The sequence below is a fragment of the Sorangium sp. So ce296 genome, assembly GCF_051529605.1.
Taxonomy (GTDB): domain Bacteria; phylum Myxococcota_A; class Polyangia; order Polyangiales; family Polyangiaceae; genus Sorangium; species Sorangium cellulosum_D.
In genome coordinates, this window is sequence record NZ_CP150325.1 from 10,269,044 (window position 1) to 10,282,010 (window position 12,967).

General features: G+C 72.0%; 10 protein-coding genes. 8 read left to right on the forward strand and 2 right to left on the reverse strand.

The features are described from left to right. Window positions 1-38 precede the first annotated feature (38 nt). The gene (locus tag WME98_RS38235) at window positions 39-1,175 is read left to right on the forward strand and encodes a phytanoyl-CoA dioxygenase family protein (RefSeq protein WP_437946651.1); all 1,137 of its coding nucleotides are present in this window, start codon (window positions 39-41) and stop codon (window positions 1,173-1,175) included. A 42-nt stretch (window positions 1,176-1,217) separates the two neighbouring features. On the opposite strand, the gene WME98_RS38240 is transcribed toward WME98_RS38235, so the two are convergent. Beyond that, a complete protein-coding gene (locus WME98_RS38240; protein WP_437946653.1) occupies window positions 1,218-5,216 on the reverse strand; it encodes an ATP-binding protein in 3,999 nt (1,332 codons plus the stop codon). Between the two features lie 499 nt (window positions 5,217-5,715). Here WME98_RS38240 and WME98_RS38245 point away from each other — a divergent pair, with 499 nt between their 5' ends. From WME98_RS38245 to ureG, 7 genes are read left to right on the forward strand one after another with little or no spacing between them, the layout of a single operon-like run. Continuing rightward, window positions 5,716-6,570: an urease accessory protein UreD gene (locus WME98_RS38245; protein WP_437946655.1), complete on the forward strand. Its 855-nt coding sequence runs from the start codon at window positions 5,716-5,718 to the stop codon at window positions 6,568-6,570. Between the two features lie 10 nt (window positions 6,571-6,580). Further along, a complete protein-coding gene (locus tag WME98_RS38250; protein WP_437319734.1) occupies window positions 6,581-6,931 on the forward strand; it encodes an urease subunit gamma in 351 nt (116 codons plus the stop codon). A gap of 18 nt (window positions 6,932-6,949) precedes the next feature. Next, window positions 6,950-7,261, forward strand: a complete 312-nt coding sequence (locus WME98_RS38255) for an urease subunit beta (RefSeq protein WP_437940528.1) — start codon at window positions 6,950-6,952, stop codon at window positions 7,259-7,261. A gap of 12 nt (window positions 7,262-7,273) precedes the next feature. Beyond that, window positions 7,274-8,995, forward strand: coding sequence for an urease subunit alpha (gene ureC, locus WME98_RS38260; protein ID WP_437946656.1), 1,722 nt, complete (start codon window positions 7,274-7,276; stop codon window positions 8,993-8,995). Window position 8,996: 1 nt separating this feature from the next. Then, complete coding sequence (locus tag WME98_RS38265; protein WP_437946657.1) at window positions 8,997-9,650, forward strand: urease accessory protein UreE; 654 nt, start codon at window positions 8,997-8,999, stop codon at window positions 9,648-9,650. After that, window positions 9,647-10,327, forward strand: coding sequence for an urease accessory protein UreF (locus tag WME98_RS38270; protein WP_437946659.1), 681 nt, complete (start codon window positions 9,647-9,649; stop codon window positions 10,325-10,327). Before WME98_RS38265 ends, WME98_RS38270 begins: the two co-directional genes overlap by 4 nt. Further along, entirely contained in the window at window positions 10,324-10,968 is a 645-nt protein-coding gene (gene ureG / locus WME98_RS38275; protein WP_061629215.1) for an urease accessory protein UreG, read from the forward strand. Before WME98_RS38270 ends, ureG begins: the two co-directional genes overlap by 4 nt. A 174-nt stretch (window positions 10,969-11,142) precedes the next feature. Here the strand turns inward: ureG and WME98_RS38280 are convergent, their stop codons facing one another. Continuing rightward, a complete protein-coding gene (locus tag WME98_RS38280) occupies window positions 11,143-12,726 on the reverse strand; it encodes a carboxylesterase/lipase family protein (protein WP_437946661.1) in 1,584 nt (527 codons plus the stop codon). Window positions 12,727-12,967 lie beyond the last annotated feature (241 nt).

The window sequence follows — 12,967 nt, forward strand, 5'->3', positions numbered from 1 at the left end:
CCGCCGCTGAGGGTGTATATGCCATCGTCAGGACGGCCATGAATCCAAGGTGCCAGCGACTCATCGAGATGCACCTGCAGCACGGCGAGAGCCTCCTGGCTCGCTCCGAGGGGGGAACGTCGGTCGGCTGCGAGCCGCACCCCGATCTGCCGCATCTCTACACCGTCGACGCGGGCCAGCTGGCTCCCGGCGAGCCGTTTCGGTACGTGGTGCGCGGCGCGGACGGGACCGAGAGGGCGGAGCGGTACTTCGCCCACTCGCTCGACCAGGGAGGGCCCGTGGACGTGTGGGAGGGGATCCGCGCCGTCGACAACGCCTTTTACACGGCCGAGGTCCAGCGTCACTTCGAGCGCCGCGGGTTTGCCGTGGTCCGAGGCGTCCTGTCCGCGGACGTGGTGAGCGCCCTGCGCGCCGTCGTGCACCCCCTGATCGCCGACGTGTGGGCGGAGGACAGGGCGGCCTACCGCGACAAGATCAACCTGGAGAAGGTGCTGCTCCAGGTGCCTTATCTGCTCCAGGCGCTGGCCGAGAAGCTGGGGCCGCTCCTGCGGAGCGTCGTCGGGGACGAGGTGTTCCTCGAGTACGAGCAGGTCATGGTGGTGCGCGCGGGCTCATCGTACGCCACCCGGCGCCACCGGGACGTCGACGGCGGCAAGGAAGGCTTCTCCGAGGCGTCCAGGCGCCACAAGGGCTCCGTGCACCTCTGGATCCCCCTCGTCGACATCGATGAGACGCGGGCGTGCCTCTATGTCGATCCGTTCGACGCGCCGGAGCGGTCCCTCGATGTGACGATGCGGGCCGGCGACGCGCTGTTCCTGCACAACTACGTATGGCACGGGAGCCGCGCCAACGGTTCCGCGGTGGATCGCGCCTCGTGGCTCCTGAACTTCGCCCCCGCGCCCAGCCGCGACGAGGCCAACCCGGGCGCCGATCTCAACCTCCAGATCCTGCGCGGCGGGGCGCCCGCCGATCTCGGCCCCGAGGTGTGCTCCCGGCTGGTCCGGGAGAAGCACGCGTTCTTGAACCTCTTCGATGCGTTCTTCACGTACGACCCGTCCTTGAGGCGGATGGCGCACCCCGACAACCGGCGCGCGCGGACCCCGACGCGCGACCGCGAGCACCGGCTGTCGCGGGCCAGGAGCGACGACCCCCTCGACGAGAGCCTCGCCGGATAGCGAAGGAGAGGTCCTCGCCGGAGCGCGAAGACCTGCGGATCGTCAGACGTCCCCGGACCTCACGCGCTCCTCGGCGCCGCCCTCGGCGCGCGGCTCGCCGCGCGCGGCCAGCCGCGCGCCGAGCTCGTGGATCCGGAACTCGTCGGCCAGCCAGCGCACCTCCCGGAGCCAGGGCGCGAGCCGCGGCTCCTCCGCTTCGAGCGCGGCGAGGCGCTGCACGAGATCCGGGATGCGACCGCGGTCGACGAGCTCGGCGAGCCGCGCGAGCTCCTCCGGCGGCGGCGGTACCACCAGCTCACGAGACGGCGCGCCGCCGCCACGACCACCGTCCGCGCCGTGCGCGCCGTCGGGCGCCGCGCGGACCCAGGTGAGCGCGAGGCGGCGCTCCAGGAGAGCGAGCAGGGCGCCGAGCTCGATCGGCTTCGGGAGGAAGCCGTCGCAGCCGGCGGCCGCGCTGCGCGCGCGCTCGGGCGCCTCGACGCTGGCCGACGTGGCCAGGATCGGCACATCCGCCAGCCCGGGGAGCCGGCGGATGCGGCGCGCGGCCTCGTCGCCGCCGAGGTCGGGCATGTGCAGATCCATCAGCACGAGGTCCGGCCTGCGCCCGGCCGCGAGCGCGACCGCCGCCTCTCCGCCCGCGGCCTCCAGGACATCGAAGCCGAGCGGGGCGAGCGCGTCCCGCAGGAAGGCGCGGTTGTCCTCGTGGTCGTCGACGACGAGGATCGACCGGCGCGCTCCCTCGTAGCCCGTGATCGCCTCGGCCCCGCGCCGCTCGCCCGCCGACGATTCGCCGGAGAGGACGGGGAGATCGAGCGCCACCGTGAAGGCGCTGCCCTCGCCGGGCGCGCTCTCCACGTCGACGCGGCCGCCCATCTGGTCGACGATGCGGCGCGTGATCGCGAGCCCCAGGCCCGCGCCCTCGCCCTGCGCGCGCCGCTCGCCGGCCTGCTCGAACGGCTCGAAGATGCGCGCGAGATCCGCTGGCGCGATGCCGGGGCCGGTGTCCTCGACGCGGAGCACGACGCCGCCGCGCGCGTGCCCGTCGCGCGGCGCGACCCGGAAGGTCACCCGCCCCGCGCGCGTGAATTTGATGGCGTTGCCGAGCAGGTTGAGGAGCACCTGCGTGAGCCGCTTCTCGTCGACACGGACCCACGCCGGCGTGCCCTCCGCGACCTCGAGCTCGAACGCGAGGCCCTTCTGCGCCGCCCGCACCTTGCACAGCTCCGCGACCGTCCGCGCGAGCGACGGCAGGTGGACGTCCGCCGGCGCGAGATCCATCCGGCCGGCCTCGATGCGGGCGAGATCGAGGACGTCGTCGATCAGCGTCAGCAGGTGCTCGCCCGACCGGCGCACCACGTCGACGCTCCGCCGATCCTCGGCGACAAGGCGCCCGGAGCGCTGGAGGAGCTGCGCGTACCCGAGGATGCCGTTGAGCGGGGTGCGCAGCTCGTGGCTGATGCTCGCGAGGAAGGTGGTCTTCGCCTGGTTCGCGGCGTCCGCGGCGTCCTTGGCGGCCTTGAGCTCGGCCGTGCGCTGCTCGACCAGGAGCTCGAGCTCGCGCGTGCGCCTCCGGAGCGCCCGGAGCCGCAGGCGCACGCCGACGTAGGCGAGCGCGGACAGCGCCGCCGCATAGCCGAGGTACGCCCAGGCGGTGCGCCACGGCGCGGGCTGGACGCGGAAGGCGACGGTCGCGGGGCCGGCCACGTTGCCGGCGTGATCGCGGCCCCAGACCTGGAAGGTGTACGCGCCGGGCGCGAGGTTCGTGTAGCGCGCGCTCGCGTCCGCGCCCCACGCGCTCGGCGCCGCGTCGAAGCCGACGAGCTGGGTGCGGTAGCGCGTGCTGCGCTCGTGGAAGAGGCTCAGGAGCGCGTACTCGAACGCGACGGTGTTCTCGTCCCAGGCGAGCGACGCGCCCGGCGAGAGGGCGAGCGCGCCGCGCGGACGTTGCGCGCGCGCGTCGAGCGCGAGCGGCTTCGGCGCGACGTCCGGGACCTCCTCGGCCGGATCGAGCACCGCCACCCCGCCGGTCGTGCCCGCCCAGACGCGGCCCTGGCCGTCGATGAACGAGCCGTTCTGGTTGCACTCGTCGCTCGGCAGCCCATCGTCGGTGGTGAAGGTGTACGCGGCGAGCTCGGCGGGGTCGTCGGGCGTCGCCGCGCGCGGGGTGAAGCGGGTGACGCCGCGGTCGGTGAAGGCGTAGATCCGGCCCTGCGCGTCCGCGCGCACGCCGTAGACGATGCCGTCCGGCAGCGCCGGCCGGCTCCGCGCGTTCAGCGGCTCGAGCCACGCCTCCGCGTCGAGGTCGTAGCGCGAGATCCCGCCCTGGGTGCCGATCCAGAGCGCCCGCGCGCCGCGCGCGCCCCGGATCTCGGCGAGCGCGGCGACCGCGTTCGAGGCGAGCGGCGCGTCCGCGGCCGTGTAGCTCTGCCATCGCCCGTCCCGGAGGCGCGACAGCCCCTTCATGGTGCCGAACCAGGTGGAGACCTTCCCGCCCGGGCCGACGGTCTCGAGGACGCCGGTCACGTGATCGTCCGCGAGCGGCACCTGCGCCCTCGTGAACACCTGCCACGCGCCGTCCGCCTCGAGGCGCGCGGCCCCGCCGACGGTGCCGACCCAGAGCGCGCGCCCGTCCAGCGACTCCGACAGCCACCGGATGCCGTCGTGAGGGAGCGGGGAGCTCCGCGCCGTGTACGTGGTGAGCTGCCCGCCGGCCCAGCGGTGGAGCCCGGTGGTGTCGCTGCCGAGCCAGACCACCCCGGGCTCGCGCGCCGACGGAAGGAGGAAGGTCAGGAGGTCGCCGAGCTTGCCGGCGAGCTCGGGCGCGTCGAGCGGCGCGAAGCCATGCCCGGAGGAGCGCACCACGGTGTCGTTCATGGCCACCCAGAGCTCGGGCGGGCCGCCCTCTGCGCCCGGCGCGCGCACCTCGGCGATGGAGGTGATGCTGCCGGACAGGCCCGCGTTCCGCTGCGTGAACCCGACCCACCCGTCGTGCCGCAGGCGCGCGAGGCCGCCGGCGTTCGTGCCGATCCAGAGCGTGCGGCCGCCGTGCGCCGCGCCGGCCGCCGCGAGCGCCATCACGTGGTCGTCCGGCAGCGTCGAGCTCGCCTTGGTCAGCGCCGTCCACGTGCCGCCCTGGAGCCGCGCGAGGCCGCCGCCGTACGTGCCGGCCCAGAGCGTCCGCGCGCCCGTGCCGCTCACGGTCTCGGCGAGCGCCCGCACGGGCTGCGAGAGCTCGGGCACGCTCGCGGGGGTGAAGCTCTCCCACCGCCCATCCGCGAGCCGGGCGACGCCACCCCTCGTGCCTGCCCAGAGCACGCGGCTCCCCGCCTCCCCGGAGGTCTCGAGGAGGCTCATGACCACGTTGCTGGGCAGCCCGTCGGCGGTGCTCGCGAGGCGGGCGCAGCCCCGGGCGTCGCAGCGGAAGATGCCGTCGCCGGTGCCAGCCCAGAGCCCCTGCGCCCCGCCGGGGATCGTGGCCGCGTGGAGCGAGCGGACGTCCGGGTGCTCGAACCCGGGCCCCAGGTCGACCCGCGTCCACCGCTCGCCGTCGAGCCGGTAGAGGCCGTCGATCGTCCCGACCCAGACCGCGCGCCCTCCTTCCGTGGGCGCCTCGAGGAGCGTCCGGATCGGCTTTTCGGCGGTGAGCCCCTCGGCGGCCCCGAAGCGCGTGAAGCGCCCCTCGGCGTAGCGGATGACCTGGCCGGTCATCATCCCGAACCAGACCGCGCCGTCCTGCCCCACCGCGATCCCCTGCACCCAGCTCGACCCCCCGCCGGTCGGCAGGGGGAGGGGCGTGAAGCGGCGCCCGTCGTAGGAAGCGGCGCCGTTCTGGGTGCCGATCCACAGCCGGCCGCCGGGCTCGAAGGCGATCGCGTTGATGGTGATCTGGGGGATGCCGTCCTCCACGTCGAAGACGCGCATCGCCGGCACGCCGCGCGCCCGGAGGTCGGCCGCGGCGGGCGCGGGCGCGAGGGCCACGCCGAGGCCGAGCGCGAGGGCGACGCGCAGGCGCCCGCAGGGGAAGGGGGATTGGCCGAGCATGCCGGCCGCACTCTAGACGAGATCGCGGCGACGGATCTGGCCCCTCGAGGCGTCGCCCGAGCTCATCCCTGGTTTCACGAGAGAAGGAGAGAATGAACCACAGAGGCACAGAGGAAGAGAGAAAGGTTATATCTCTCTCCTCTGTGTCCTCTGTGTCTCCGTGGTTCGAATCCGTCTCCACCGAGGAGCCGGAGGCAAGCCTGGGAAACGTCGTGCTGTAGATGAGCCTGTCGAGGATGACAGGACCGTGACCGGGCGCCTACACGACAGACATGCGGCTCGACCCTCGGCCTCCTGACGCCAGAGCGCCGGCTGCGCATCGCACGTCGCGGCGAGCGTGAGCCCCGCATGCGCGCGGCTGGCCCGCTCGCCGAGAGAAGCGACCAGCATGGGACCAAAGTCCTATGGACAGCGCTGCATCGGCTGGAGTACAAGCCCGAGGCCGGATCGGCGAGCGGCGGCGAGGCGGGGCACTTTGCACGATCGACAGGGGCTCTCATTGGCTGATCCGACGGACTACCCCGAGCGCCGCCTGGGGCTGCAACGGGACAACGGGTTTCTCGAGGTCCGCTTCGAGCGGCACGATCGCACGAGGCCGGTGCACGTCGCGCACCGCGCCCCGTGCCGCATGCTCTTCCCGCGGCAAGAGCCGGACGAGCCGCTGCTCGGGGTGTTCATCACGACCTCCGGCGGGACGGCCGGCGGCGATGTCCTCCGGGTCTCCATCGAGGCGTCCCGCGGCGCCACGGCCACCGTGACGAGCCAGGCCGCCGAGAAGATCTATCCGTCGCTCGGCGCCCCGAGCCGGCTGTCGCTCGAGCTCCGCGCGGAGGAAGGCGCCGAGCTGGAGTGGCTGCCCCAGGAGACGATCCTGTTCGACAGCGCCCGGCTCGAGCGGCGCGTCGAGCTCGACGTCGCGCCCGGCGGGAGCCTCCTGGCGCTGGATCTCGTCGTCTTCGGCCGGCTGGCGCGGGGCGAGCGCTTCACGGCCGGCGCGCTGCACGACGTGTGGCGCCTCCGGCGCGGAGGGCGGCTCACGTGGGCGGACGCGCTCGACCTCTCGGGCGACGTCGCCGCGCAGATCGCGAGTCCCGCGGGCTTCGGGGGCGCCACGGCGGCGGGGCTCCTGCTGCTCGTCGCCGACGACGCGGCGGCGTGGGTCGACGAGGCGCGCGCGCGGCTCTCGCGGGGGTCGTCCCGCGCGGGCGTCACGCTGGTCGGCGGGGCGCTCGTGGCCCGGGCGCTCGGCGCGGAGCCGGCGCACGTGCGGCGCGATCTCGCCGATCTGGTCTCGTGGCTCAGGGCGGCGCGCTCGGGCCACCCGGCGCGCATGCCGCGTTTCTGGTCGATCTGAGGAGGAGTCGATGAATCTCACCCCGCGAGAGAAGGACAAACTGCTGATCTCCATGGCCGCGATGGTCGCGCGCCGGCGGCTCGAGCGCGGCGTCAAGCTCAATTACCCGGAGGCGATCGCGCTCATCTCCGACTTCGTGATGGAGGGCGCCCGCGACGGCCATTCCGTGGAGGATCTGATGCGCAGGGGCGCGCGGGTGGTCTTCCTGGAAGACGTGATGGAGGGCGTCGCCGAGATGATCCACGACGTCCAGGTCGAGGCGACGTTCCCCGACGGCACGAAGCTCGTCACGGTCCACAACCCGATCGGCCCGCGGCTCGGGGTCATGTCGGCGCCCCAGGACGAGCACGACAAGCCGTAGAGGCGAGGAGGAGGTTCCATGATCCCTGGAGAGATCATCAGCAGAAGAAAAGACCTGATCGTGCTCAACGAAGGGAAGCCGAGCGTGACGGTCACCGTCAAGAACACCGGCGATCGGCCGATCCAGGTGGGCAGCCATTACCACTTCTACGAGGTCAACGGGGCGCTCGCGTTCGACCGCGAGAGGGCGCGCGGCATGCGGCTCGACATCCCGGCCGGCACGGCGAGGCGCTTCGAGCCGGGCCAGACGTACGAGGACGTGCCCCTGGTGGCCTACGGCGGCGCCCGTGTCGTCGTGGGGTTTCAGGGGAAGATCAACGGTTCACTCTAGGAGACCCGGGCGATGGCTTCCACGATCACTCCCTTCAACTACGCGAGCCTGTACGGCCCGACCGTCGGCGACAAGGTGAGGCTCGCCGACACCGACCTCTTCATCGAGGTCGAGCACGACCTCACCGCCCTCCACGGCTATGGAGAGGAGGTCTCGTTCGGCGGCGGCAAGGTCATCCGCGACGGCATGGGCCAGTCGCAGAGGACGCGGGCCGAGGGCGCCGTCGACACGGTGATCGTGAGCGCCGTCATCCTCGACCACTGGGGCATCGTCAAGGCGGACATCGGCCTCAAGGACGGCCGGATCGTCGCCATCGGCAAGGCCGGCAACCCCGACGTGCAGGACGGCGTGACCATCGTCATCGGCCCCGGCACCGAGGTGATCGCGGGCGCCGGGAAGATCGTCACCGCCGGCGGCATCGACACGCACATCCATTTCATCTGCCCGCAGCTCGTCGAGGAGGCGCTCTGCTCGGGCCTGACCACGATGATCGGCGGCGGCACCGGGCCGGCGGCGGGCACGACCGCGACGACGTGCACGCCCGGCCCCTTCCACCTCCGGCGCATGCTCCAGGCCGCCGAGGCGCTGCCGATCAACATCGGCCTGTTCGGCAAAGGGAACACGAGCCGGCCCGCAGGCATCATCGAGCAGATCGAGGCTGGCGCCTGCGGGCTGAAGCTCCACGAAGACTGGGGCAGCACGCCCGCGGCCATCGACAACTGCCTCTCCGTGGCCGACGCGTACGACGTCCAGGTGGCGATCCACTCCGACACGCTGAACGAGGGCGGCTTCGTCCAGGATACGATCCGGGCCTTCAAGGGCCGGACGATCCACTCGTTCCACACCGAGGGGGCCGGGGGCGGCCACGCGCCCGACGTCATCGCGCTGGTCGGGGTGCCCAACGTGCTGCCGGCGTCCACGAACCCGACCCGGCCGTTCACCAGGAACACGGTGGCCGAGCACCTCGACATGCTCATGGTCTGTCACCACCTCAAGAAGGACATCCCGGAGGACGTGAAGTTCGCCGAGAGCCGCATCCGGAAGGAGACGATCGCCGCCGAGGACATCCTGCACGACCTCGGCGCCATCTCCATCATGTCGAGCGACAGCCAGGCGATGGGGCGCATCGGCGAGGTCGTCCTGCGGACCTGGCAGACGGCCGACAAGATGAAGCGCCAGCGCGGCAAGCTGCCGGAGGAGAGGCAGAACAACGACAACTTCCGCGCCAAGCGGTATGTCGCGAAATACACCATCAACCCGGCCATCGCCCAGGGCGTCAGCCGGCACATCGGCTCGGTCGAGGTCGGCAAGCTCGCCGATCTCGTGATCTGGTCGCCGGCCTTCTTCGGGGTCAAGCCGGACATGGTGCTCAAGGGCGGCTCGATCGTCATGGCGCCGATGGGCGATCCCAACGCCGCGATCCCGACGCCGCAGCCCGTGCACTACCGGCCGATGTACGCGGCCTATGGCCGGAGCGCGATCGAGAGCTCGGTCCTGTTCGTCAGCCAGGCGTCGCTCGCGCGCGGGGTCGGGGCGGCCGCGGGGCTGTCGCGCCCGCTCGTCGCGGTGGAGAACACCCGGTCCGGGATCTCGAAGGCGAGCATGATCCACAACAGCGCCACGCCGCGCATCGAGGTCGACCCGGAGCACTACACCGTGAAGGCCGACGGCGAGCTGCTCACCTGCGAGCCGGCGGAGGTGCTCCCCATGGCCCAGCGCTACTTCCTGTTCTGACATGCGACGCGCCATCCACGTCATCCCCCGCGGGAGCACGCCCGAGACCGCCGCCGAGGCGCGCGTGACGCTCGCCTACGACGACCGCCACCGCCGGCGGATCCGGCTCGCGACCGACGCGGGGTGGGAGTTCCTGCTCGACCTGCCGGAGGCGACCGTGCTCGGCGACGGGGACGGCCTTCGCCTCGAGGACGGCGGCTGGCTCCTGGTCCGCGCGGCGGACGAGGAGCTCGTCGCGGTCACGTGCCGCGAGGCCGCGGACCTGCCGCGCATCGCCTGGCACATCGGCAACCGTCATATCCCGGCCGCCTTCGACGGCGCGCGGATCCTCATCCGGTACGATCACGTGATCGTGGACATGGTCCGGGGGCTCGGCGCCGAGGCGACGCCGCTCCGCGCGCCGTTCACGCCGGAGCGCGGCGCGTACGACCAGAAGGCGCCTCACGGGCATGGGCACCCGCACGCTCACGATCATGGGCATTCCCATGGGCACGGGCACTCTCATGCTCACGAGCATGACCACGCCCATTCCCACGATCATGGGCACTCCCATGCTCACGAGCATTCGCACGACCATGATCATGGGCACGCTCACGATCATGGACACCCCCACGCACACGGGCATTCGCACGATCACGGGCGCGGACACAGGTGATCGCCGTGGGTGAGGGCGCGCTCTATCGCCTGATGAGCTGGATGTCGCCCGCCTACCCGGTCGGCGGCTTCAGCTACAGCCACGGCCTGGAGTGGGCGGTCGAGGCAGGCCTTTTGACCACGGCCGAGCAGCTCCGGGCCTGGGTCGCGGCGATCCTCGGCGAGGGCTCCGGCCGGGTCGACGCGGCCCTCCTCGCGGCGGCCTACCGCGCGGAGCACGACCGAGAGCTCGACGAGGTGGCCGAGCTCGGGGCGGCGCTCCGGGGCACCCGCGAGCTCGCGCTGGAGAGCGCGCAGCAGGGGGCCGCGTTCCTCGCCATCACGCGCGCCGCCTGGCCGCACCCGCGCCTCGACGCCTTCGCGGAGCGCCACGCCGGCGAGGCGCCTTTCCCGGTCGCGGTCGGGCTCGCCGCGGCCGCGCACGGCGTCCCGCTCGATCCGACGCTGACGGCGTACCTGCACGCCTTCGGCTCCAGCCTTGTCTCGGCGGGCATCCGCCTGGTCCCGCTCGGCCAGACGGACGGCCAGCGCGTCGTGGCGGCGCTCGAGCCGGTCATCGTCGATGCCGCCCGGCGCGCCCGCGACACGCCGCTCGACCGCATCGGCGCCGCGACGCCGGGGGTCGATCTCTCGTCGATGCACCACGAAACCCAACACACGAGGTTGTTTCGATCATGACAGCAAGCACTCACGGTCCCCTCCGCGTCGGTATCGGAGGGCCGGTCGGCTCCGGCAAGACGGCGCTCGTCGATCGCCTCTGCAAGCGCATGCGCGACGAGTGGCGCGTCGCCGTGGTCACCAACGACATCTACACGAAGGAAGACGCCGAGTTCCTGACCCGCTCGGGCGCGCTCAGCCCCGAGCGCATCGTCGGCGTCGAGACCGGCGGCTGCCCCCACACCGCGATCCGCGAGGACGCCTCGATCAACCTGGCGGCCGTCCGCGAGATCGCGCAGCGCCTGGCCCCGCTCGATCTCGTGTTCGTCGAGTCCGGCGGCGACAACCTGGCCGCGACCTTCTCGCCGGAGCTCGCCGATCTGACCCTCTATGTCATCGACGTGTCGGCCGGCGACAAGATCCCGCGCAAGGGCGGCCCCGGGATCACCCGGTCGGACCTGCTCATCATCAACAAGATCGACCTCGCGCCCATGGTCGGCGCGAGCCTCGAGGTGATGGACCGGGACGCCCGGAAGATGCGTGGCGACAGGCCGTTCCTCTTCACCAACCTGAAGGAGAACAAGGGGGTCGAGGAGATCGCCGCGTTCATCGTCAAGAAGGGCGGCCTCGATCCCAAGAGCCTCGCCTCCGCCGGCGGCTGAAGGGCGAGCGAGAAATCAACCGCCAAGGCGCCAAGGACGCCAAGATTGGATTCTCTTCTTGGCGTTCTTGGCAGTTCGAGGTCCGCGACGTCCTTCATCCCGATCGCGTGAACGTCGTGCTGAACCAGCACCGAGCGCAGCTCGGCAGCGCGTCGGCGAGGGCCGGCGAGCCCCCTACCGCTGCCCGCCGCCCGAGCCGGCGCCCGCCGCGAGCGCCGCCTCGAGCTTCGGGTACTGCGCGATGAGCGCGTCGAGGCGCACCTTCCTGAAGTCGTACGCGACCTCGATCGTCTCGCCGAGCTTCAGGGTCTTGTCCCGCATGAGCAGCCCCCCCGTCTCGTGCTTGGGCCACGCCACGTCGCCCTCCGGCGTACCCTTGCTCGCGAAGGAGAACCAGTACTTGCTGACCTTCTCGGACATCGTCCGATCCGCCGCGGTGAACCTGGGCTTGATGCCCCCGAACGGGAACATCATCTCGCCGCCGTGCGGGACGCCGTGGGGCTGGTCTTGGCGGTCCCCCTCGGGCACGTAGCTGAAGTAGTACCACCGCGTGTCGGCCGCCTTCGAGTGCTTGTCCGCGAGCCATCGGGCCTGCGCGGTGAACAGCATGTCGCGCAGCACCAGGCCGGCGAAGCGGCTCGGGTCCTTGAGGTCCTCCTCGGTCACCTCGGGGTCGCTGCGGTAAAGACCCTTGAGCTGTTCCAGCGCGTTCTCGGCGTCCTCCCCTCCCGCATCGATGATCTTCTGCATGATTTCCGCCGGATCCATGTCGAACGCCTCGAGGACGCTCGCCTCGTCGCTGTTGGTGCCGATGATGAGCGGCTTTTTCGCCTGCTCGCCGGCCTCGAAGGTCGCCCTGAGCCCCGTCGGCAGGACCGTGTCGCCGCGCACCGGGCTCGGCCCCAGGAACGGCACCTGGCCGCGCGGGTTCTCCGGGGTCGGCATGAGCTTCTCGGTGAACTTCTCGGCTGGCACCGCCCGCAGCTCCTCGGCCGTGGCCTGCGCGCCATTGAGCCCGAACAGCCCGGAGGCGACCTTCACGCCGAGCTCGGACGCCTTCACCCGGGTCTGCTCCGGGATCGCATAGGGGCTCTGCGCGATGCCCTTGTGGAACAGGGCCGGGCTCCTGTCCCGCGAGAGCGGGGAGGCGAACAGGGCGAGGACGCTCTCGGCCCCCGCCGACTGGCCGAAGATCGTCACGTTGCCAGGGTCGCCGCCGAACGCCGCGATGTTGCGCTGCACCCACTCCAGCGCGGCGATCTGATCGAGCAGGCCGAAGTTGACCGGCCCGAGCTCCCTGTCGAGGGCCGGGTGGGCGAAGAACCCGAGGAGGCCCACGCGGTAGTTGATGGTCACCACCACCGCGCCCTTCCTGGCCAGCGGACCCCCGCCGTAGATCTTGTCGCTGCCGACGCCGATCTTGAAGGCGCCGCCGTGGATCCACACCATGACGGGCTTGAGCGCGCCGGGGTCCACGCCGCTCGTCCAGACGTTCAGGTAAAGGCAATCCTCGCTCTGCGGACCCACGCTGCCCGCGCCATCCATCGAGGGATAGGTGGGCTGGAGGCAGGCCAGGCCGAAGGTGTCGGCCTTGCGGGTCTCCTTCCAGCGCTCGACCGGCTGGGGCTCCTTCCAGCGCAGGTCGCCCACCGGCGGCCTGGCGTATGGAATGCCCTTGAACACGAGGATCTCGCTCTCGACGACGCCCTGGACCGGGCCCTCTACCGTGTTGATGATCGGCGTGCTGTTGCTCGTCATGGACTCGTCTCCTTGCAATTCGATGGTTGCTGGTCTGGCGCGCCGAGGCGCGCTCCCGTGAAAGCTGGGGAGTTGGACCGCGCGCGCCGCGGCCCGGCGGAGCGCACGTCCCGGGCGGCAGCGCGCGCGAGGGCGCGATCCCTGCATGGGAATCGATGCCTCCGCGCACCGTCGCGCGGCCCGCTGGATCTAGTCCGGGGAGCTGGGATCGCGCCATGGGACCTTGGTCCCATAGGCGCGT